This is a genomic window from Flavobacterium chungangense LMG 26729 (genome assembly GCF_000735715.2).
Lineage (GTDB): Bacteria > Bacteroidota > Bacteroidia > Flavobacteriales > Flavobacteriaceae > Flavobacterium > Flavobacterium chungangense.
In genome coordinates this window covers 252,130-275,001 of the sequence record NZ_JASY01000008.1, presented here as the reverse complement: position 1 = coordinate 275,001, position 22,872 = coordinate 252,130, and the positions used below count along the sequence as shown (strand labels likewise).

General features: G+C 31.0%; 24 protein-coding genes. 23 read left to right on the top strand and 1 reads right to left on the bottom strand.

What is annotated here, in order from left to right:
- Positions 1-459: 459 nt before the first annotated feature.
- From JE46_RS15095 to JE46_RS15030, 14 genes are all read left to right on the top strand, one after another.
- A complete protein-coding gene (locus JE46_RS15095; RefSeq protein ID WP_031456116.1) occupies positions 460-1,071 on the top strand; it encodes an outer membrane beta-barrel protein in 612 nt (203 codons plus the stop codon).
- A gap of 38 nt (positions 1,072-1,109) precedes the next feature.
- Positions 1,110-1,535, top strand: a complete 426-nt coding sequence (locus tag JE46_RS15090; RefSeq protein ID WP_031456115.1) for an adenylyltransferase/cytidyltransferase family protein — start codon at positions 1,110-1,112, stop codon at positions 1,533-1,535.
- A gap of 6 nt (positions 1,536-1,541) precedes the next feature.
- Positions 1,542-2,495 (top strand): GDP-L-fucose synthase family protein, encoded by a 954-nt coding sequence (locus tag JE46_RS15085; RefSeq protein WP_031456114.1) that lies wholly within the window; start codon positions 1,542-1,544, stop codon positions 2,493-2,495.
- Between the two features lie 89 nt (positions 2,496-2,584).
- Positions 2,585-3,667, top strand: a complete 1,083-nt coding sequence (gene gmd, locus JE46_RS15080) for a GDP-mannose 4,6-dehydratase (protein ID WP_031456113.1) — start codon at positions 2,585-2,587, stop codon at positions 3,665-3,667.
- Between the two features lie 156 nt (positions 3,668-3,823).
- Complete coding sequence (locus JE46_RS15075) at positions 3,824-5,287, top strand: hypothetical protein (protein WP_031456112.1); 1,464 nt, start codon at positions 3,824-3,826, stop codon at positions 5,285-5,287.
- A gap of 127 nt (positions 5,288-5,414) precedes the next feature.
- Positions 5,415-5,951, top strand: a complete 537-nt coding sequence (locus JE46_RS24690; protein WP_051872896.1) for an acyltransferase — start codon at positions 5,415-5,417, stop codon at positions 5,949-5,951.
- A gap of 140 nt (positions 5,952-6,091) precedes the next feature.
- Complete coding sequence (locus tag JE46_RS15065) at positions 6,092-7,279, top strand: O-antigen polymerase (protein WP_031456110.1); 1,188 nt, start codon at positions 6,092-6,094, stop codon at positions 7,277-7,279.
- On the top strand, positions 7,276-8,418 hold the full coding sequence (locus tag JE46_RS15060; RefSeq protein WP_031456109.1) for a glycosyltransferase: 1,143 nt from the start codon (positions 7,276-7,278) through the stop codon (positions 8,416-8,418). The genes JE46_RS15065 and JE46_RS15060 overlap by 4 nt, the downstream gene beginning before the upstream one ends.
- A 2-nt stretch (positions 8,419-8,420) precedes the next feature.
- Positions 8,421-8,981: a DapH/DapD/GlmU-related protein gene (locus JE46_RS15055; protein WP_031456108.1), complete on the top strand. Its 561-nt coding sequence runs from the start codon at positions 8,421-8,423 to the stop codon at positions 8,979-8,981.
- On the top strand, positions 8,974-9,888 hold the full coding sequence (locus JE46_RS15050; RefSeq protein ID WP_031456107.1) for a glycosyltransferase family 2 protein: 915 nt from the start codon (positions 8,974-8,976) through the stop codon (positions 9,886-9,888). The genes JE46_RS15055 and JE46_RS15050 overlap by 8 nt, the downstream gene beginning before the upstream one ends.
- 27 nt (positions 9,889-9,915) lie before the next feature.
- Positions 9,916-10,659, top strand: a complete 744-nt coding sequence (locus JE46_RS15045) for a glycosyltransferase family 2 protein (protein ID WP_031456106.1) — start codon at positions 9,916-9,918, stop codon at positions 10,657-10,659.
- On the top strand, positions 10,656-11,576 hold the full coding sequence (locus JE46_RS15040; RefSeq protein WP_031456105.1) for an NAD-dependent epimerase/dehydratase family protein: 921 nt from the start codon (positions 10,656-10,658) through the stop codon (positions 11,574-11,576). Before JE46_RS15045 ends, JE46_RS15040 begins: the two co-directional genes overlap by 4 nt.
- A 268-nt stretch (positions 11,577-11,844) precedes the next feature.
- A complete protein-coding gene (locus JE46_RS15035; protein WP_157505930.1) occupies positions 11,845-12,612 on the top strand; it encodes a polysaccharide biosynthesis/export family protein in 768 nt (255 codons plus the stop codon).
- Between the two features lie 20 nt (positions 12,613-12,632).
- The gene (locus JE46_RS15030; protein WP_031456103.1) at positions 12,633-15,020 is read left to right on the top strand and encodes a GumC family protein; all 2,388 of its coding nucleotides are present in this window, start codon (positions 12,633-12,635) and stop codon (positions 15,018-15,020) included.
- Here the strand turns inward: JE46_RS15030 and JE46_RS15025 are convergent.
- The gene (locus JE46_RS15025; RefSeq protein WP_031456102.1) at positions 15,017-15,754 is read right to left on the bottom strand and encodes a tyrosine-protein phosphatase; all 738 of its coding nucleotides are present in this window, start codon (positions 15,752-15,754) and stop codon (positions 15,017-15,019) included. The genes JE46_RS15030 and JE46_RS15025 overlap by 4 nt on opposite strands.
- Positions 15,755-16,014: 260 nt before the next feature.
- Here JE46_RS15025 and JE46_RS15020 point away from each other — a divergent pair, with 260 nt between their 5' ends.
- The 9 genes from JE46_RS15020 to JE46_RS23865 all read left to right on the top strand — a co-directional run bounded on the left by JE46_RS15020 (position 16,015) and on the right by JE46_RS23865 (position 22,739).
- Entirely contained in the window at positions 16,015-17,178 is a 1,164-nt protein-coding gene (locus tag JE46_RS15020) for a glycosyltransferase family 2 protein (protein WP_031456101.1), read from the top strand.
- A gap of 83 nt (positions 17,179-17,261) precedes the next feature.
- Complete coding sequence (locus JE46_RS15015) at positions 17,262-18,572, top strand: dihydrolipoamide acetyltransferase family protein (protein ID WP_031456100.1); 1,311 nt, start codon at positions 17,262-17,264, stop codon at positions 18,570-18,572.
- Positions 18,573-18,741: 169 nt separating this feature from the next.
- A complete protein-coding gene (locus JE46_RS15010) occupies positions 18,742-19,512 on the top strand; it encodes a 3'-5' exonuclease (protein WP_031456099.1) in 771 nt (256 codons plus the stop codon).
- A gap of 62 nt (positions 19,513-19,574) precedes the next feature.
- Positions 19,575-20,186 carry a fumarylacetoacetate hydrolase family protein gene (locus JE46_RS15005; RefSeq protein WP_031456098.1) on the top strand — a complete coding sequence of 204 codons (612 nt, stop codon included), beginning with the start codon at positions 19,575-19,577 and terminating at the stop codon, positions 20,184-20,186.
- The gene (locus tag JE46_RS15000; RefSeq protein WP_031456097.1) at positions 20,186-20,530 is read left to right on the top strand and encodes an Hpt domain-containing protein; all 345 of its coding nucleotides are present in this window, start codon (positions 20,186-20,188) and stop codon (positions 20,528-20,530) included. Before JE46_RS15005 ends, JE46_RS15000 begins: the two co-directional genes overlap by 1 nt.
- Before the next feature lie 210 nt (positions 20,531-20,740).
- On the top strand, positions 20,741-21,991 hold the full coding sequence (locus JE46_RS14995; protein ID WP_031456096.1) for a CinA family nicotinamide mononucleotide deamidase-related protein: 1,251 nt from the start codon (positions 20,741-20,743) through the stop codon (positions 21,989-21,991).
- 74 nt (positions 21,992-22,065) lie between these two features.
- A complete protein-coding gene (rpmB, locus tag JE46_RS14990) occupies positions 22,066-22,302 on the top strand; it encodes a 50S ribosomal protein L28 (protein WP_007805815.1) in 237 nt (78 codons plus the stop codon).
- A gap of 27 nt (positions 22,303-22,329) precedes the next feature.
- Positions 22,330-22,512, top strand: a complete 183-nt coding sequence (gene rpmG, locus JE46_RS14985) for a 50S ribosomal protein L33 (protein WP_017495179.1) — start codon at positions 22,330-22,332, stop codon at positions 22,510-22,512.
- 74 nt (positions 22,513-22,586) lie between these two features.
- Positions 22,587-22,739: a DUF4295 domain-containing protein gene (locus JE46_RS23865; RefSeq protein WP_072961632.1), complete on the top strand. Its 153-nt coding sequence runs from the start codon at positions 22,587-22,589 to the stop codon at positions 22,737-22,739.
- Positions 22,740-22,872: the final 133 nt, after the last annotated feature.

Below are 22,872 nucleotides of genomic sequence, written 5' to 3'. Positions count from 1 at the left end.
AGTGGTACTAAATTAAATTTAACTTATTTTTTTATCAAAATTTAAAAATTGACTACAATTTGTGTTAAGTTGTATGTGATTGATAATGAGATTAATGTATTTTTGTGTGGCTTTTATTAATTGCCTCCTGATGTTTTTAAGTATATAATCTAAAAAATGTCAATACATTTGCACAAATTTTATCTATTCTGAGTTTCTTTAAAATGGGATTTAGAGGAGCGAAGCTATGTTAAAACACAATTAATTTTACAAAATTATAAAGAAAAATACTATTATAGGTTTTTAAATAATTTATTTTTAATTTTCGTATTAACTTTGTTTTTAGAAATTATGTATTTATTAATTATTTGACAAAATAGTCATGATAAAAAAGAATAAAAAAGCAGCTTATGTTGTATGTTAGAAAATAATCTTTAAAAAATTTATTATAAATTATAACAATCCCAAAATTACCAACTTATGAAAAAAATGTTTTTTGCCTTATTATTAATTGCGACAGTTTCACAAGCTCAATACAGATTAAGATACGATAAGCTTTTTATGGAAGCCGGAATTGGATTGGCAGTTCCTTTATCAAATGTTTCACCTTCTGGTGAAAATACGCCAATATCTCTTGTTCATGGTCAGGGAGCATTACGTTATATGTTTAGTGAAAATGTTGGAGTAATGGGGACTTTAAGTTATGATCAGTTTGGATATCTAAAGAGTGATCAAAAAATGGCGGGTTTAGAGCTTTGCTATAATTTGGGCAATCTTCTTGAATTGTCAAGAAATACCGGAGGACAATTTGGATTATTAGTTCATGGAGGAGCTTCAGCTGGAGTAATGGCTAGCCGATTTAACAATCGCGATAATATTGCTGCTTTGGTACTGGGTGCAAGACCCTATATAGCTATAAATGAAAAAGTTTCCTTTTTTGCAGACTTAACTTATAAGTCTACATTTCAGCAAAGTATGTACTATAGCGGAGATTTACCAGGAAAAGCGTTGACAGGCAGTCAATTAGGGCTTACTTTTGGTTTTATGGTTGCTTTGGGACAAAACCGTTTCCATGCGGATTCAGCTTATTAAGTTAGAAGATAGTTAAATCATTTTCATATAAATAAATAATGAAAATAGGAATTACTTTTAGTGCTTTCGATTTGCTTCATGCCGGACACATTACCATGTTGGAGGAAGCCAAACGTCAGTGTGATTATTTGATTTGTGCATTACAAACCGATCCAACATTGGATAGACCTGAAAAAAACAGGCCTACTCAAACTGTTGTAGAACGTTACATACAACTAAAAGGATGTAGGTTTGTAGATGAAATAGTACCATATGCTACCGAGCAGGACTTGGAAGATATTTTACGATCTTTTAAAATTGATGTACGTATCATTGGGGATGAATACCGCGAAAAAAACTTCACTGGTCGGGAGTATTGCGAATCAAAAGGTATTGAATTATACTTTAATACCAGAGACCATCGTTTTTCAAGTAGTGGATTAAGAAAAGTAGTAGCTGAAAAAGAAGCTTTAAAAGTAATTTAAGTTAAAATGGACAAGAATATTAAAATATATATCGCCGGTCATAATGGTATGGTTGGAAGTGCGATTTGGAGAACACTAGCTGATAAAGGATTTACAAATTTGATAGGTGTTTCAAGTAAAGAACTTGATCTTCGTAATCAACAAGCTGTTCGTGATTTTATTACCAAAGAAAAACCAGAAGTTATTATTGATGCGGCTGCAAGAGTTGGGGGAATATTGGCCAACAATGATTATCCGTATCAGTTTATTATGGAGAACATGCAAATTCAAAATAATCTGATCGATTCAGCTTTACAAAATAATGTCGATAAATTTATTTTTTTAGGAAGTTCTTGCATATACCCAAAATTAGCACCGCAACCTTTAAAGGAAGATTACCTGCTAACAGACACTTTAGAGCCAACCAATGAATGGTATGCAATTGCCAAAATCACCGGAGTAAAAACGTGCCAGGCTATTAGAAATCAATTTGGAAAAGATTATGTAAGTTTAATGCCAACAAATTTATATGGTACGCATGATAATTTTGATTTAAATACATCGCATGTTTTGCCTGCTATGATTCGAAAATTCCATGAAGCTAAAGAAAACAATAATGCCCCGGTAACTCTTTGGGGAAGCGGAACTCCTATGCGTGAATTTTTATTCGTAGATGATATGGCGCAGGCTGTAGTTTTTGCATTAGAAAATAAATTACCGGATTATTTATATAACGTAGGAACAGGAGAAGATTTAACTATTAAACATTTAGCAGAAACTATTCAGCAAATTACCGGACATAAAGGAGAAATTATCTGGGATGCTACTAAGCCCGATGGAACTCCACGAAAATTGATGGATGTTTCTAAAATGCATAATTTAGGCTGGAAACATAAAATTGAACTTCAGGAGGGAATTCAAAAAACCTATGATTGGTTTTTAAAAAATAGCGAAGCATTCAAGCAGGTAAAAATGGAATGAATGACTTAAATGTTTTAAATATTTAGAACTTATCCAGTTTATCAAATAAATGTCAATTAACCAACTATCCAGTTGTTAACATAAAATATATGAGTACAAAAAAAGTTGCATTAGTAACAGGAATTACAGGTCAGGATGGATCTTATTTAGCTGAATTATTATTAGAAAAGGGTTATCAGGTACACGGAGTTAAAAGACGTGCGTCATCTTTTAATACTCAACGGATTGATCATATTTATCAGGATCAGCATGAAACACATGTTGATTTTAAGTTGCATTATGGAGATTTAACAGATTCAACAAATATTATCAGAATAATTCAGGAAGTACAACCGGATGAAATTTATAATTTAGGTGCAATGTCACATGTAAAAGTGTCTTTCGATTCTCCTGAATATGTAGCTAATGTTGACGGATTAGGGACTTTACGAATTTTGGAGGCTGTAAGAATATTAGGTTTAGAGAAAAAGACCAGAGTATATCAGGCTTCTACTTCAGAGCTTTATGGAGGTCTGGCTGAAAATAAAAATGAAAAAGGATTTTATGATGAGAACTCACCATTTTATCCACGTTCGCCATATGGTGCTGCTAAAATTTACGGTTTTTGGATAACAAAAAATTATCGTGAAGCCTATAATATGTTTGCATGTAATGGAATTCTATTCAATCATGAGTCTCCAAGACGAGGTGAAACTTTCGTAACGCGTAAAATTACTATGGCAACTGCTGCTATTGCAAAAGGAAAACAAGAATGTCTGTATCTTGGCAATCTAAACTCACAAAGAGATTGGGGGCATGCTAAAGATTATGTAGAAGCAATGTGGAGAATTTTACAACAAGATGTGCCTGAAGATTATGTAATAGCAACAGGAGTGACTACCTATATCAGAGATTTTGTAATAATGGCTTTTGCAGAAGTAGGAATAGAATTGACTTTTGAAGGGGAAAATGAAAGCGAAGTGGCTAAAATAGCAGCCTGTAACAATCCTTTATATCAATTGGAAAAAGGAAACATTGTGGTACGAGTTGATCCGGAATATTATCGCCCTACTGAAGTTGATCTTTTAATTGGTGATCCGACAAAATCTAAAACTAAATTGGGCTGGGAACCTAAATACGATTTAGCTGCTTTGGTTCAAGAGATGGTGGCTAGTGATTTAAAACTGTTTTAGGAAATTATGAGAAATCCCGAAGTTTTGAATGTTCAATTATTTCGAGTAGATTTTTAGACAATATATAAATCAGGATACTTTTCTTTTTAGAATTATTTAGAAAAGTTATCATCAAAAACTAATTATATACCAACCTGATTTCTGGTATTGCTGAATATGAAAAACATTTTAAAAACAGATTATTTTAAATCTCTTAAATGGGGTTTTTCTTCCATAATAATAAATTTCTTTAAGCAAATAATTTTAGTACCAATATTCATTTCTTGTGTTGGAAAAGACTTTTATAGTTTTTGGTTAATTATTTCTGCTATTGTTTTTATGATAAGGGCTATAAATTTAGGACAGCTTAATTATAGTTCAAATGTTATAAATTTAAATTATCATATAAAAAGCGATATTAAAGAAGAATTAGCAGTTAGTCAAGGAGCTAACTTGATGATGCTTTGTTTACAGTTTTTTGTTGGATTGGTTATATCATCACAATTTATTTTAGGTCACATTACCAATTATGAAAGTACTTTTTTAACAAATGTTAATGCTCAATTATGTGTTGTTTTTCTTGTAGTTTCAACCATCCTCTATCAATATAGCACATTATACCTTCTGAGGCTTTTTGAGCCTTTAGGTAAAATTAATTTAACAATAAAGTATCAGACAATTGGTGAATTTTTTGATTTTGTAGTTACAGCATTGTCAATATATTTTACCCGAAGTATTTTATTGACATGTTTTGCAGTTTTTATATTTAATATCCTCTATAGTGTATCAATATTTTATTTTATTAAAAAAAGAGTTCCTTTTGAAATACCCTTGTTTCGAAATTTAGATTTAAAAAAGTCATTTGAGCAAATAAGAAAATCATTTTTACTTTGTATTAGTTTTTTAATTGAAAAAATTTATGAAATTGGTATAAATTTGGTTGTAGTCAGGGTTTTTTCATCTGCCTTATTACCTGTTTTTACTACTAGCAGGGTCTTGTCAAACTCATCATTAAAGGTGTCAAATACGATGACAATACCCATAATGCCAAGTATTCAAAAACAATTTGCTTTAGAAGAAAAACATTTGATACTACAAAAAATTAGTTTGTTTTGGAGGATTTCCGGAACATTACTCATGAGCTGTATGACTGTAGCAATTCCTTTTATTCCGTATCTTTATAAGTTATGGACGGTCAATCAGATCGAATTTAATATGAAATTGCTTTTTTTTCTGTTAATCGCCATTCTATTTCAAAATTATGCCATGATTCTTACTGAGTTTTTAAAGAAAACAAATTTAAGCAGACAAATATTGGTATATAATTTAATCAAGGTTCCCACAACAGTTTTCTTTATTTTAATTTCTGGTATTTATAATAAAGGGATTCATTTTGTGGGAATTGGATTACTTGCAGGAGAGTTGACTGGTTTGACTTACCTTTTAATAATAATGTCAATATTGTTTAACGGATTTAAGCCTTGGAAAGAAATAATAAAAAATTTATTACCAATATTATTATTCACATTTACATTTACCATTTATTTATTTGCATCAAATTATTTAATATTTTTAATATCTAATATTCTGATTTTATTAATGAATAATTTTATGTTTTTAAAAAAGAATCTTTTAAAGTAATTTGAATTTAATAAATATAACACATCAAATTAGTTTTATATTATCTTTTTTTAAGCTAAAGAACGATTAACTATCTTTTAGTCTGCTATTTATATTTTTAAAATTAATTAAAATTTAAATCACTTGTATGTATCAAATCATTAAATTTATTAAGGCGGTTATACGAAGATTTAGAAATATATTTTCAACATTTTATTGGAAAATATATTTAAAAAAATTAGATAGAAATAGTAAAATATATTTAGGTACACAAATATCGTTTCCTGATAAAGTGGAAATAGGATCCAACTCATTAATTGAGTTTAATTCAGTTTTTTCAAGTGAATTGCCTACCGGGAAATTAACGATAGGAAATAACGTCAAAATTAATTCGAATGTTTTTTTGGATTTTACAGGAGGTTTAGAAATTGATGATGATGTGGTAATTTCAAAGGATACATATATAATTACGCATAGCCATGGATACGATCCAAGATCTTTACCAATGCCTAAACCATTAAAGATCGGTAAAAATGTATGGGTAGGTGCAAAGGTAATTATTTGCGAAAATGTTTCATTAATTGGTGAAAATTCAATTATTGCTGCCGGGGCTGTAGTCACCAAAAATGTTGAGGCAAATACTATTGTTGGAGGGAATCCGGCAAAAATGTTAAAAATTAAATAATGAATGGTGTTCTAATATCTTTACTATGGTTTTTATCACTTTACACTTTTGTATATTATAATGATAAGAGGTCAGATATTTTTTCGCCAATAAAATTTATTTGTCTTATATATTTGCTGAGAAATATTCCTTTTTTATTTATGGTTTATTTAGATAATGATAAATTTCCATATAATATTCTTCAGGCTATTCATACTGATCTTGATAACGCGTTTATTAATTATACTATAGTACAAACTGTAGCTTTTGCATCTTTAATATTTGGTATTTATTCATACAAGAATAGAGCATTACCTAAAATTAATCCTGCTGAGGTACATTATAAATCCACAAAAATCCTCATTTATATTTTGACACTTTTAGGTGTTGGGGCTTTTTTAGTGTTTCTAAGTACAATAGGCGGGATAGGTTATCTTTTAAGTAATCTTGATAACCGAGTTGAAATTCAAAGTGGCCAATTTATTTTATTGCTACTCCCTTTATTGACTATATCAGTAGTTTTGGTTATAAAACAAATTGAATTAAAAAATAAACTTTCGGATAAAATTTTATTGATTTTTTTGTTTATAATAACGGTTTTATCAAATTCAGCTCTTGGAGGAAGGAAAAATACCTTATATCTTATTGTAACCTGCGTCGTAGCTTATCATTATTTCATTAAAAAAATTATTTTTAAAAACATTAATAAGGTAAAATTTTTTATTGGAACGCTTTGTGTTGCAGGGTACATTTTTATTATCCCGATTTTACGACAATCAGATGGTTTTGAGACTATTTCTAGCGGAAGTGTTGATCTGTCTGATCAATTTAAAGTTGAGGAAATAATTGGACATATATCTTATACTAGTATTGATGTTTTTACTGCAAATTATTTCAATTATTCAAACATCTGGTATTTTTCAACGTTCTCAACAATTACTTCTAATTTATTTGACAGAGGTGATAAGGACAATTTACCGCCAGTTGATGAAGGGGTATACTATTATAACATAATTAATAATAATGCAAATTATTCTCCTCCATATCCCAGAAGCAGGATGCTAATAGTTTCTTTACCTATAGAGAATTTGGGATTTGGATATGCTAATTTTTTATTTGTAGGCGTCATAATAGCTTTTTTTTTGCAAGGAAGAGTTTTTGCCTATATGTACCAATTATTAATAAAGTATAACTTTCATCCATTCATGGTTTATTTTTATGTCTTTATGATTTTTAATTTTAATTTTAGTTCACTAAGAGTTTTTAATTTATTGACAATTTCGGCTACTTTATTATTTGCAATTTTTTTGCAAAAAATAACTCGTAATTTTTATCTAAAACAAACATGAAAATAACACATTGTATTTCATCAATAGACGAGTCAACCGGAGGACCGGCAAGAAGTGTGACGAATTTATGTGAAGAACTCATAAAATACGATAGAATTAAAGAAGTTAGTTTATTAACTCTGAGTTCTATTAAACCTCTAGTAAGGGATTTTCAAAGTAGTAAGGGAAAAATCGAGTTTTTTTTAATTTCATTAGGGATTTCAAAACAATTAGATAAAAGACTCTCCGTTATTAATACAGATCTTTTTCACGGTCATGGTATTTGGGAGCAGCCTGTTCATCAAATGGCAAAAAAGGCAAGAAAGAGAAATTTGCCATATATTATTTCAGTTAGAGGTATGCTTGAACCATGGTCTTTAACACAAGGGAAGTTTAAGAAAAAAATAGCCTTAATGTTATTTCAGCATAAAGATTTACAAAGAGCTAATTGCCTTCACGCTACCGGTAAAATGGAATTGGAGAGTATAAGAGCATTAGGATTTAATAATCCAATTGCAGACATACCTAATGGAATACAAACAGATCAATATCCTGTGAAAGATTTTTCTAAAAAAAGAGATCTAAAAAAAATTCTTTTTTTGTCCAGAATACATCCAAAAAAAGGAATAGAAATTTTAATTAATAGTTGGGAAAAGTTAAACCCCGAAATTCGTGAAAACTGGATCGTAGAAATAGCCGGTAATGGAGAAGAAGTTTACATTGAATCATTAAATAAAATAATAAAATCTAAAAATCTCGAAAATCAAATAACGATTGTTGGGCCTGTTTTTGGTGTTGAGAAAGTTAATTCCTATCAAAACGCAGATATATTTGTTTTGCCAACTTATAGTGAGAATTTTGGGATAGTAATTGCTGAAGCATTATCTTGTGGAACTCCGGTTATTACTACCAAAGGGACACCGTGGGAAGAATTAGAAAAAGAGAATGCCGGCCGATGGATAGATATAGGTGAAGAACCTTTGAAAATTGCATTGTCTGAGTTGATGATGAAAACGGATTTTGATAGAGAAATAATGGGTAAAAATGGAAGAAAATTAATTGAAGAAAAGTATTCTATTGAAGCAGTTGCTAAAAAAATGGAAGAATTGTATGAATGGATTATATTTAAAGAGAAAAAACCTGATTTTGTATATTTATAGTTATGGAAGATACTAAAATAGACTTGTCAAAATACAAGAATACCTTTAGCCGAAAAAACCAAATAGCTAGATTACTGTGGACAATAATTTGGGCAATTTTTGCTAGACCGCTGCCTCGTAGTTTTGGTAATTCCTGGAGAATTTTTTTATTACGATTATTTGGGGCTAAAATTCATAGAAAAGCAGTAATTTATTCTACTGTTCGAATTTACATGCCATGGAATTTAGAAATGGGTGCGTATTCTTGTTTGGCACCTGAAGTAGATTGTTATAATGTAAATAAAATAAAAATTGGTGCCCATAGTACAGTTTCTCAAAAAAGTTATTTATGTGGAGCTTCTCACAATATTACTCTAGCACAAAATCCTTTAATTCATGCTCCAATAATTATTGAAGACCAAGTGTGGATTGGTGCAGATGCCTATATAAGTATGGGAATTAAGATAGGACAAGGAGCAGTTGTTGGAGCAAGAGCTTGTGTGTATAAAGATGTTGAACCATGGGTAATTGTTGGAGGTAATCCTGCAAAATTTATCAAAAAAAGGATATTAAAAAATGGATAAAGTTTCTTCACTTACCGCAATAATTCTTACTTATAATGAAGAAATTCATTTACAACGTTGTTTAGATTCATTAAAGGATGTTGTAAAGGAAGTTTTTATTATAGATTCCTATTCTACAGATAGTACACGTGAAATTGCAGAAAGCAATGGTGCACATTTTTATCAAAACCCATGGGTTAATTATTCATTGCAATTTAATTGGGGCATAGATAATTGTTCAATAAATACAGATTGGATACTACGTATTGACGCTGATGAATATCTTACACCCGAATTACAAGCTGAGATTAAAGATAATTTACCAAATTTAAATACTGAGATATCAGGTATTGATGTTCCTTTGAAAAGGGTTTTTCTTAATAAGCACATGAAAAGAGGACTGGGTGAAATAAAAATGTTGCGTATATTTAGAAAAGGTAAAGCCCGATTAGAAGATAGATGGATGGATGAACATATCGAAATTTTAGAAGGGACAACAGTTACCTTTAAAAATTCATTTGCGGATCACAATCTTAATAATTTAAGTTGGTGGACTGCTAAACATAACTCTTATTCAAACAGGGAAGTTGTTGATTTATTGGATATTGAGTATAATTTAATAAATAATAATTCACATGTTAAACTCAGTAAACAAGCTTTAATGAAGAGAAATCTAAAAATTAAGTACGTAAAAATGCCATTATTTTGGCGTTGCTTTATTTATTTTATTTATAGATATTTTTTTCGATTAGGTTTCTTAGATGGTAAAGAAGGCTTTTTGTGGCATTTTTTACAAGGATGGTGGTACAGAACTATTGTTGATGCAAAGATCTATGAAATTAAAAAGGAGTGTGGAACAGATGTAACTAAAATGATAAAATATATTAAGGATATCTATAAAATTAATTTAACCGCAGATTTAAAATAAGATTTCTTTGCAGAAGACAATATTGCTATGAAAATTACAATAATAACAGTTTGTTACAATAGTGCTGCCACATTAGAAAAAACGATTCTCTCTGTTGCAGGACAATCATATAAAAATATAGAGTACATCGTAGTTGATGGTAACTCAAAAGATACAACAAAAGATATCATCCTAAAGCACGAAGATAAAATTACTAAATGGATTTCTGAACCTGACAAAGGCCTTTATGATGCCATGAATAAAGGAATCACTTTGGCAACAGGAGACATTGTAGGAATATTAAATTCAGATGATACATTTTATTCAACTACAGTAATAGAAGAAATTGCGGCTTTTCATATTAAGAATACTATAGATGCATCTGTAGGCAATATTATGCAGCATAAAGAAAATGGAACTACTGTTCGTATTTATTCTTCAAAATATTGGAGTCCTGAAAAGTTGAAAATTGGCTTTATGCCGCCGCATCCTTCTATATTTTTTAAAAGAAGATTGTTTGAAGAATTAGGATTTTATAAGCTTGACTTCATTATTGGGGCAGATTACGAATTAATAACCCGTTTTTTTCTAAAAGAAAAAATTAGCTGGAAATATTCAGGAATAACCACTACAGCTATGTTAGTTGGTGGGTTAAGTAGTTCAGGCAGGAGCTCCTATAATTTAATTACCAAAGAAATCCAAAAGGCCCTTCATATGAATGCTATCGATTTCTCAGGTTTAAAAATCAGGATGAGATTTGTTTGGAAAACAATTGGATTTTTAAAGAAATGAAAATAAACAAACAAATTTTAATTACAGGAATCACCGGATTTGTAGGTCAGAATCTCAGTGTATACTTAGCAGATGATTTTGATGTGAAAGGCATTACAAGAAAAGGATATAATGGATTAACCTACGAAGCTTTTCTGGAAGGCAGTACTCCATATGATGTAATGATCCACCTTGCCGGTAAAGCACACGATCTGAAAAAAACGTCCAATGACAACGAATATTATGAGGTTAATTTTGAATTAACAAAGAAATTATATAACCAGTTTTTGCAGTCTGAAGCTAAGCAATTTATTTACATAAGTTCTGTAAAGGCGGTTGTAGATTCTATAGATGGAATTTTGACAGAAGATGCCATTTCAAATCCGGTAAGCGTTTATGGAAAATCAAAACGAATGGCTGAAGATTACATTTTAGCAAATTTGCCTGAAACTAAAAAAGTGTATATTTTACGCCCCTGTATGATTCATGGTCCGTTAAACAAAGGAAATTTAAACTTGTTATTTGGTTTGGTTCAAAAAGGCTTTCCCTGGCCTTTAGGAGCTTTTAATAATCAGCGTTCTTTTTTAAGTGTAGAAAATTTATGTTTCGTTATTAAAGAATTATTAATTCAGGAAACAATTCTTTCCGGAGTTTATAATATAGCAGATGATGATTCAATATCAACTAATGAATTAGTGACCTTAATTTCCAAGTCTCAAAACAAGAAAGTTAGGATTCTTTCTCTTCCAAAAAATATGATTGTCAGTATTGCAAAAGCAGGAGATTTTCTAAGGCTGCCACTCAATCTGGAACGACTACATAAATTAACAGAAAGTTTTGTAGTATGTAACTTAAAAATTAAGCAAGCTATTAATAAGCCATTTCCTGTAAGTGCTAAAGATGGTTTGTTGAAAACGTTTACTTCATTTAAAATGTAGAATGATAGTGTATTAATGTGATTTAGTCAAAATCATTAAAGATCATATATTTAATTTAATAAAAACTTTTATAAACAACTATTTTAAGGCATAAGAATTTAAAGAATTTATTGCATTACCTTAGTAATACTAAAAAATAGTAATTATGAATGCAGATAAGCAGTAAATTTGAAAAGAGTAAAAATGTGGTCTCCAATTTTTAACTCTTGTTGTATTATCTATCTTTGCAAATTTTAAAATCTCAAACCGCATGAAATATGTATTTCTAATGAAAAAAACATTTCCACTCTTCGTTTTTTTCTTGTTTTTCTCCTGTGCATCTAAAAAAGATATTGTTTATTATCAAAATATTGATGGATTGAATAGACCAGAGAATGCTTCTTCTTACGAAGTAAAAATTCAACCTGATGATTTATTGATGATTATAGTTTCTGCTGAAGACCCTGAAATTGCCATTCCTTTTAATTTAACATCTGTTACTTTGCCTAATACAACAAATTTATTAGCTACAACAGGACAGCAGACAATTCAGTCTTATTTGGTGGATAGGAATGGAAATATTGAATTTCCCGTTATAGGAAAGATACAAGTAGGAGGTTTATCAAGAACAGAAGTACTACAGTCATTAAAAGAAAAAATAGGTGTTTATATTAAAAATCCAATAATTAATTTGCGGATCATGAATTTTAAGGTTTCCCTACAGGGTGAAATTAATATGCCAGGAACCTATTCTGTTGCATCAGAAAGAATAACACTGATTGAGGCTTTGAGTATGGCAAAAGATTTGTCAATATATGGAAGGAGAGATAATGTTTTGGTAATTCGTGAGATAAATGGTATAAAATCATATAATAGAGTTGATATAACCAAAGCTGATTTTATCAATTCACCTTTTTATTACTTAGCACAAAATGATGTGATATATGTTGAGCCTAATAAAACAAAAATAAATGCTGCAGCTGTAGGACCAAATACTTCTGTTATTATATCGGCAGTTTCGATTTTAATATCGCTTTCCGTTCTAATATTTAAATAAAAACTGATTAAACAAAAGACATGCAAGATTTTTATAATGAGGCTGTAGAAAATGAAATTAATGAAGTAAATCTTCGTGAAAAACTGGACAAATATTTTATTCACTGGAAATGGTTTGCTCTAAGTGTTTTACTATGCTTGATATTTGCGTTTTTGTATTTTCGATATACGACACCAAGTTATGAAGCAACTACTTCTATATTGGTAAAAGACGAAAAAAAAGGAGGAATGCTTTCTGAATTGTCTGTTTTCTCCGACTTAGGGTTGGGAGGAGGTTCTATTAATAATGTTGACAATGAAATTGAAATTTTAAGATCAAGAACATTAGTTGAGTCTACTGTGAAAAGACTTAATCTAAATGTTAGTCTATTAGTAGAGGGGAATGTTGTTGATCGTGATACTTATGGAACTGCTGCTGTGGATGTTTATTTCTTGAATAAAACAGAATTATTTGATGAAGCAAACGTTGTTTTGAAATTGGAGTTATTACCTAATGGATCTTTCGCTTTAGAGAATGTTATAATTGATGAAGCTGTAACAGAGAATGTTATTTTAACATCTAAAAAGCAGTTTAAATTTGGTGAAAAGATTCCTACAAGCCTTGGGGTATTAGTAATTAATAAGACTGCGTTTTACAAGAAAAATAGAGCTAAGCATAAATCAAGTAGAATAATTATTAGTCCTCTTGAAATTGTTACAGCAAGTTTTAGAAATAGATTAAAGGTAAATCCAATAAGTAAAACCAGTAGTGTGGTCAATGTAACTGTAACTGATCCTGTTCAGAAAAAAGCTGAAGATTTTTTGAATAATATGATCCAGATTTATAATGAGAATGCTGCTGAAGATAAAAATTTCATTTCTGAAAATACTTCCAAATTTATTGCGGAGCGCTTAGCATTAATTACACAGGAATTAGATGGTGTAGAACAAGATGTAGAGAGTTTTAAAAAATCAAATAGATTAACTGATATCGAATCAGAAGCAAAACTTTTTATTGAAGGCTCAAACGAGTATGGTAAAAAAGGAGTAGAAACTGAAATTCAATTAAATGTGGTTTCTTCTCTGCTTGATTTTATTAAAAAAAGTACTAATGCCGATTTATTACCCACCAACATTATTGCTACTGATGGTGATGCAGGCGGTTTAATTACATCTTATAATCAGTTGGTTTTGGATCGTAACCGAATTTTAAAATCGGCGACTATTGAAAATCCTTCGGTGATAAAATTAGATCAGCAAATTTCCTCTTTGAAAGCTAATGTAGCGACAAGCTTAAGAAGGATGCAGTCGAATTTACAAATTCAAAATCGTGATTTAAAAAATCAGGAAACCTTATTGAATAGTAAAATTGGTAAAATTCCGGTACAGGAACGACAGTTCAGGGTAATTGCAAGACAACAAAAAGTAAAAGAAGAGTTATATCTGTATCTTTTGCAAAAACGAGAAGAAACAGCTATATCATTAGCAGCTACTGAACCTAACGCCCGTATAATAGATGCAGCAAAAGCAAATAAAATCCCAGTAAGTCCAAAGAAAAAAATCATTTATATATTCGGATTATTAATAGGACTTTTAATACCTTTTGGTATTATATACGGGTATGATCTATTGGATACCAAAATTAAAAGCAGATTAGATTTGGAAGGTAAAACCCAGATACCTTTTATTGGAGATATTCCAACATCTGAAGATGCTAATGAACTGATTAAAACAGACAGTAGAACGAGTTCAGCTGAAGCGATACGAATTGTCAGGACAAATCTTGAATTTATGTTAACAAATGTACCGGAGGGCAGAGCAAAAACAATTTTTGTAACCTCTACTTTTCCGGCAGAAGGAAAAACCTTGGTATCTGTAAATCTTGCTGCTACATTTGCGCTCTCAGGAAGAAAAGTTTTGCTAATAGGAATGGACATTAGAAATCCTAAATTTATGGATTATTTCGCAATGCCTAATTTGGGATTGACTAATTATTTGTCTTCAAATGATATTGATATCAACAAATACATTATTAAGCATAATGATTATGAAAATTTCTATATATTACCTTCCGGTGTAATTCCTCCAAATCCGGCAGAATTGCTGATGAGTAAAAATGTTGATAAGCTTTTCGAAATAGTAAAAAAAGAGTACGATTATATTATTGTTGATACTGCTCCTGTAAGTTTAGTTGCTGATACATTATTGGTGGCAAAAAATGCAGATACTTTTGTATATGTAATGCGTGCGAATGTTTTAGAGAAGCGCATGTTGTCTATCGCAAACACTTTTTACAGGGAAAAGAAATTACCAAATATGTGTTTGGTACTTAATGATACTGATTCAACGAAAGGGTACGGATACGGTTATGGATACGGGGTTAAATCAGAGAGTAAATCCTGGTTTAAAAAAATCAAAAATCCAAGTTAAAATTTAAAAAACTGATTGTTAGATATGATTTTTTTTAATGCATCAAGTGAATTGACTTTTATTCTTTGTTCAAATGCTGCTATATGGTTATCATGATGTACATCGGTGCCTACAAAATCATACATGCCTTTTTTTAATAATTGTTCAGAAATTTTAGCGATCTCTTCACCATAATAGCCTACAACAGCTAGTAGATTTAATTGAAACAAGCAGCCTGCTTTTTTTAACCTTTCGTATTCATTAAAGTTTTTGTGATAAAATAAATATCGTTCCGGATGCGCTAAAACCGGTATGTATCCTGCAACTTGCAAATCGAACAGGATTTTATACAATTGTATTGGAGCATTCATGTAAGACATTTCTACTAATACATAATTGTCTTTTAGAGGAAGAAGTTTTTCTGTTTTAAAATGCTTTTCGAACCAATCGTCCATAAAGTATTCTGCTGCTGCCTTAAAAGGGTCTTTGATATTATTTTCAGATAACAATAGTGTGGTTTCGTAATGATTATCACAAACTGCTTTAGGAGAATTATTCCATATGTAATGGCTAATATGGGGTGTGGTGACAAATTGTGAAATTCCGATCTTTTTAAGCGCCTTTATTAATCGTACAGTGTCAGAGATCGTTTTTGCACCATCGTCAATTCCGGGCAGTAGATGGGAATGAATATCGATAAAATTATCCGATAAAAGATCTTTTAAGTATGGTTTTTGTTTTAAGAATGATAGCATAGTAGCAAAAATAAATAAAATTGGTAGAAATATTAAGAGTAAAGAGCATAAAGATTTATTTTGTTTTTAAAACCCTTATGCTGACTTAACTGAAATTATTAAATCACTGCAATCTTCCCGTTGGAATTACTTTATGTATTAAATGATATAAAAAGAGAACATGAATTTATAGAAGATTTTCTAAATATTGTAAAAACGATTGGTCAACAACGTTTTTATTGAAGTGAAAATTTTTAACTTTCCCAAAATATTTTAATTTCATGCAATTATCTGTTATTATTCTTAATTATAATGTGCGCTACTTTTTAGAACAGTGTGTTTTAAGTGTTCAGGAAGCTCTTTCGGTAATTGATGGAGAAATTATTGTAGTAGATAACAACTCGGATGATGACAGTTGTCAGATGATTAAAAATAGGTTCCCAGAGGTAAAGCTTATTCAAAATAAAGAAAATTACGGGTTTCCAAAAGGGAATAATATTGGTGTACAACAAGCAAAGGGGAAATATATTTGCATTCTTAATCCTGATACGGTAGTAGCCGAAGATACATTTTCTAAAATTTTGGTTTTTGCTGAAAGGCAAACAAATCCTGGAATTATTGGATGTAAACTTATTGACGGTACAGGTAATTTTTTACCTGAAAGCAAACGAGGAGTTCCAACCCCCTGGGTAGCTTTTACCAAAATTTTTGGATTGTATAAAATTTTCCCTAATCTAAAACTTTTCAATCAGTATTATGCACAGCATTTAAGGGATAACCAAACAGGAAAAGTAGATATTTTGGTAGGTGCCTTTATGGTAATGCAACGTGAATTGTATCTGGAAACAGGAGGATTTGATGAAGATTGTTTTATGTACGCTGATGATATTGATTTGTCCTATTCCGTTTTGCAAAAACAAAAAAGCAATTACTATTTTCATGAAACATCAGTCATACACTATAAAGGAGAAAGTACCATAAAAGATGAGAAATATATGAAAAGATTTCAGGAAGCAATGGAGTTTTTTTATCAAAAGCATTTCAGGAAATCGATATTTTTCTCTGTTTTTATTAAAATCGGAATTCTCTTTTTTTCGTTTATAAAAATGTTTCAGGGAAAACCAAAAGCAAATCTATTACCGGAAAGCTATATTTTCTTGTCTTTAAATAAAATATTGAGTGAACAATTGTCTTTGAGTTTAAAAAATAAAGTTTCTTTTTTGGATTTCAAAAAGGAAAAAATGGTAAATTCGTGCCTCGTTTCAAAGGGTAAAAGAGTTGAAATTATTTTGGATAATCATTATGTTTCTTTTAAAAAATGTATCGAAATCTTAGAAACTCTTAGAGATAAGCGTATTACTTTTAAAATTTTACCTAAAAATACTAACTTTATTATTGGAAGTGATTCTAAAAATGAACGTGGTAAAATGGTGAAAATTGATTAAAAATTATATTTTATGTAATTTATATTTAAAATATTCAGTAATTTCGCAATATCAAAATCGAAATCACCTTTTAGGTTAATAATATGGCAAGATTTGAATTAAGGCTTCCAAAAATGGGAGAAAGTGTAGCTGAAGCAACCATTACAAATTGGTTGAAGCAAGTGGGAGACAAAATTGAAGCTGATGAAGCGGTGCTTGAGATTGCAACAGATAAGGTTGATAGTGAAGTGCCAAGTGAAGTGTCAGGAGTTTTGATCGAGCAATTATTTGACAAAGATGATCTGGTTCAGGTTGGGCAAGTTATAGCGATTATTGAAACAGAAAGTGATGGTGTGTCAGAGGTTGAGTCTGTAGAGGAAGTTGTCATTCCTGCTGAAGCAGTTGAGATTGAAAAAACAATCGATGTAGTAAAAGAAGCTGTTTTAGCTCCTCAGGTTTTCTCTAATTCGGATAAATTCTTTTCGCCGTTAGTAAAAAACATTGCTAAAGAAGAAGGTGTTTCTCTTTCTGAATTGGAAAGTATTCCGGGTTCAGGAAAAGAGGGGCGAGTTACAAAAGAAGATATTTTAAAATATATTGAGAACCGTAAACCAGATGTTGAAGAGGTAAAAGTTACTCTTATTCCAAAATCAATACAACCGACAGTTCAAAAAAGCCAACAAGTAGTTCCGGTCTCTGTAAACGGAGAGGATGAAGTAATTGAAATGGATAGAATGCGTAAGCTTATCTCAGGTTACATGGTGGCTTCGCTTCAAACTTCTGCTCATGTTCAGTCTTTCATAGAGGTAGATGTGACCAATATTGTTAAATGGAGAGATAAGGTTAAAACGGCTTTCGAAAAAAGAGAAGGCGAAAAACTTACGTATACTCCTATTTTTATGGAAGCGGTTGCAAAAGCGATAAAAGATTTTCCGGGAATCAATATTTCTGTTGAAGGTGATTATATCATTAAAAAGAAAAATATAAATTTAGGAATGGCTGCTGCTTTGCCAAACGGAAACTTAATTGTCCCTGTTATTAAAAATGCAGATCAATTGAACCTCGTCGGAATGGCAAAAGCTGTAAATGATTTGGCAAATCGCGCAAAAACCGGAAAATTAAAACCGGATGATACCCAGGGAGGGACATATACAGTGACGAATGTTGGTACTTTTGGAAGTGTTTTTGGCACTCCAATAATCAATCAGCCACAGGTTGGAATCCTTGCTTTAGGAGCAATTCGTAAAGTACCTGCGGTTATTGAAACGCCTGATGGTGATTTTATAGGGATTCGTCAAAAAATGTTTTTATCGCATTCATATGATCACAGAGTGGTTGATGGTGCTTTAGGTGGAAGCTTTGTGAAGCGTGTAGCTGAATATTTAGAGGCTTTTGATTTGGATCGGGATTTCTAAATAATACATTTATAATATTTAATCCGGCAGAGTTTTGAATTTTGCCGGATTTTTTCGTTTTATAAGTGTAAACTTTCTAAAAAATAATTTTAACAATTGTTTTGAGAGATAAGTTTGTGATAATTCGTCTTTAAAAATTACATTTGTAAATTCAAAAAAAAATAAAAAAATGGAACTCAAACTTACCAGGCCAATCTGCTTTTTCGATTTAGAAACCACTGGAATAGATATCGGGAAAGACAGGATCGTGGAAATTTCAATATTTAAAGTTTTTCCAAACGGTAATAAAGAAAGTAAAACCTGGTTAGTGAATCCAACAATTCCAATTCCTCCGCAAACGACAGATGTTCATGGAATAACAGATGAAAAAGTAGCTAATGAGCCAACATTTCGCGAATTAGCACCGCAAGTGTACAATATGATTAAAGACAGCGATTTAGGAGGTTTTAATTCAGATCGTTTTGATATTCCTTTGTTGGCAGAAGAATTGCTTAGGGCAGGTGTTGATTTTGATATGAAAAATAAAGTTTCTGTAGATGTGCAGACTATTTTTCATAAAATGGAAGAGCGTACTTTAAGTGCTGCTTTAAAATTTTATTGTGGTAAAAGTTTAGAGAATGCCCATTCAGCAGAAGCAGATACGATGGCAACTTATGAGATTTTAAAAGCGCAGTTAGATCGCTATCCTGAACTTGAAAATGATATAAAAGTATTGTCGGAGTTTACAACACGTAAAAAAATTGCTGATTTTGCCGGAATGATTGCCTTTGATAAAGATAACGAAGAAATTTTTACTTTCGGAAAACACAAAGGAGCGAAAGTTGAAAAGGTATTGGAAACTGAACCGGGATATTTTAGTTGGATTCAAAACGCTGATTTTCCGTTGTATACAAAAAAAGTTTTGACGGCAATTAAATTAAGAAAGTTAAATACTAAATAAGTTTTTAAGACTCTAAGTTCTTATTGGCTTAGCGTTTTAGTTTCTTGGTAACTTTAGAAAAAATGAAAATAATCTGCATCGGTAGAAATTATACCAATCATATTGAAGAGTTAAAAAATGAAAGACCTTCCGATCCTGTTGTTTTTATGAAACCTGACTCTGCGGTTTTATTAAAACAGCATCCGTTTGTAATTCCTGAATTTTCAGAAGATATTCATCATGAAATCGAGGTTATTATTAAAATTAATAAAGTAGGAAAGTATATCGAGCCTAAGTTTGCACATAAATATTACGATGAAATAAGTGTAGGTATTGATTTTACAGCTCGTGATTTACAGACTAAGCTAAAAGAGAAAGGCTTGCCATGGGAAAAAGCAAAAGCTTTTGACGGATCGGCAGTAATTGGGGAATTTTTATCAAAGACACTTTTTAATTCTGTTGAAAATATTAATTTTGAACTCACAAATAATAATAAAACAGTTCAAAAAGGCAATACAAGTCTCATGCTATGGAAAATTGATGAGCTTATTTCATATGTGTCACAGTATTTTACACTAAAAATAGGTGATGTTATATTTACAGGAACGCCTGCAGGAGTTGCTGCAGTAAAGCCAAATGATGTTTTAGAAGGATTTTTAGAAGATAAAAAATTATTCAGAATACAAGTAAAATAATGGCATTAAAATATAATTTATCAAAAGTATACGCACTTTCAGACAATGATTCGGAATTTGTAAATGAGATTCTAAAGTTGTTTGTTACTGAAGTTCCGGAAGATTTAAAGCAAATTAAAGAGGGTATTAAGAAGAAAGATCATAAACATGCCTATTCATATGCGCATAAAATAAAACCAACGCTTGATTTGATGGGATTAAATGTTGCTTTTGAAGAGATTTTGCAAGTAGAAGCCTGGACAAAGGCTGAGGGTAAAAAGAAAGAAATCATCGAGACTTTTAAAAGTATCAAAAAGCAGGTAAATGATGCTATTAAAGAAATCAATAAAGATTTCGATTTGTAATTTTTGGGCGTGTCCTGATTTTTGACTCATTTGAAAGTTCAAAAATCAGGCCGGGTCATCCACTATATCTTTTGTTTCGGAAATTTTCGGAAAGCTAGTTGTTTCTTTTTGTCACAAAAGGATGCCGTTTCTACCCCTCACGCAAATTAAGGCGATAATAGCCTCTTCCTAAATAATGACTTACTTTTGTGAGCGAAATATTCTATAAATATGAAAGCAGCTATAATAACAATTGGAGATGAAATTTTAATTGGGCAGATTGTAGATACAAATTCAGGTTTTATTGCAAAATCACTTGATAAGATCGGAGTCGAAATTACCGAGATGATTTCTATCAGCGATAATAAAAAACATATTTTAGATACTTTTGCAAAATTGCAAAATAAGGTTGATGTGGTTATTGTTACCGGAGGATTGGGTCCAACAAAGGATGATGTGACTAAGAAAACTTTTTGTGAATATTTTGATGATGAGTTGGTTGTTAATCCAGAAGTTTTAGCACATGTAACACAATTGATTGAAGGTTATTTTAAACGGCCAATCACTCAAATGAATAAAGATCAGGCTTTAGTGCCGTCAACCTGTACGATACTTCATAATCAGGTTGGAACTGCGCCGGGAATGTGGATGAAAAAAGAAAATACTGTTTTTGTTTCATTGCCGGGTGTCCCTTATGAAATGAAATATCTGGTCGAAGAAGAAATAATTCCAAAAATAGTTCGTGAATACAAGCGTCCTTATATCATTCATAAAACCATTTTGACTTATGGACAAGGTGAAAGCTTAGTTGCAGAACGTATCGAAAACTGGGAGAATAATTTACCTGAATTTATCAAATTGGCGTATTTGCCAAATCCCGGACGTGTGCGTTTGCGTTTAACAGCGAAAGGGACTGATAAAGAACAACTGGAAAAAGCAATTGAGGAAAATGTAACATCTTTAGATGCTATAATTCATGATATAATAGTTGGTTATGAAGAGAATGAAACAATAGAAACGGTAATTGGTAAATTGCTTTCGAAACAAAATAAAACTATTGCAACTGCCGAGAGTTTTACGGGCGGAAAAGTAGCTTCTCTTTTGTCTGCGGTTCCGGGTGCGTCGGCTTATTTTAAAGGAAGTGTCGTTTCTTATGCAACCGAAACTAAAATAAATGTTTTGGGAGTTTCAGAAGAATTAGTAGAGAAATTTTCGGTGGTAAGTGCGGAGGTAGTATCTGCTATGGCTTTGAATGTTAGAAAGTTACTAAAAACTGACTACGCAATAGCAACGACGGGTAATGCGGGGCCTTCAAAAGGTGATTCTGATGCCGAAATTGGTGCTGTTTTCATTGCTTTGGCGACCCCAAACGAAGTAATTGTTGAAGAATTTAACTTCGGACAACCTCGTGAAAAAGTGATAGATAGAGCCACGATTAAGAGTTTGGAAATATTGCAAAAAGAAATTTTGAAAATTGTGTAATATTTTTTTGCTACAATCGTTTATTTTTCTTTTCTTTGCACCCTGATTTTGAATAACGATAAAAGATAAGTATAATGTCAAGAGTTTGTGACCTTACAGGTAAAAGAGCGATGGTAGGAAATAACGTTTCTCACGCTATGAACAAAACTAAGAGAAAGTTTTCTGTAAACTTAGTTAAAAAGCGTTTTTATCTTCCAGAAGAAGATAGATGGATTACTCTTAGAGTAGCAGCATCTACGATAAAAACAATTAATAAAAATGGAATTTCTGCTGTTTTGAAAAAAGCGCAGTCAGAAGGATTTATCAAATAATCTTTTCCTAAATAAATATATAGCAAGATGGCAAAGAAAGGTAATAGAATCCAGGTAATTTTAGAATGTACTGAACACAAGACTTCTGGTGTTGCAGGGACTTCAAGATACATCACAACAAAGAACAAAAAAAATACTCCGGACAGATTAGAGATTAAAAAATTTAATCCAATCTTGAAAAGAGTAACAGTTCACAAAGAAATTAAGTAATAATTAGAGATTTTGTAAATCTTGATTGGTTTGGCCATGAGAGTTTTATAAAAACTTCAAATAACATTTAAATCATGGCAAAGAAAACCGTAGCATCGTTACAAACAGCTTCTAAGAGATTGTCAAAAGCCATAAAAATGGTAAAATCTCCTAAAACTGGTGCATATACATTCGTAGAATCTATTATGGCTCCTGAAGAAGTTGATACTTTCTTGAAAAAGAAATAATTACAATTACAGTATATAGAAAAGCTACTTTCACTCCGAAAGTAGCTTTTTTATTTTTATATTTGTCTTAAAATTTAGAGAAAGCCAGGTATTAGTCCTTGTTTTAATTATGGTTTCCCACCATTACTCTGTC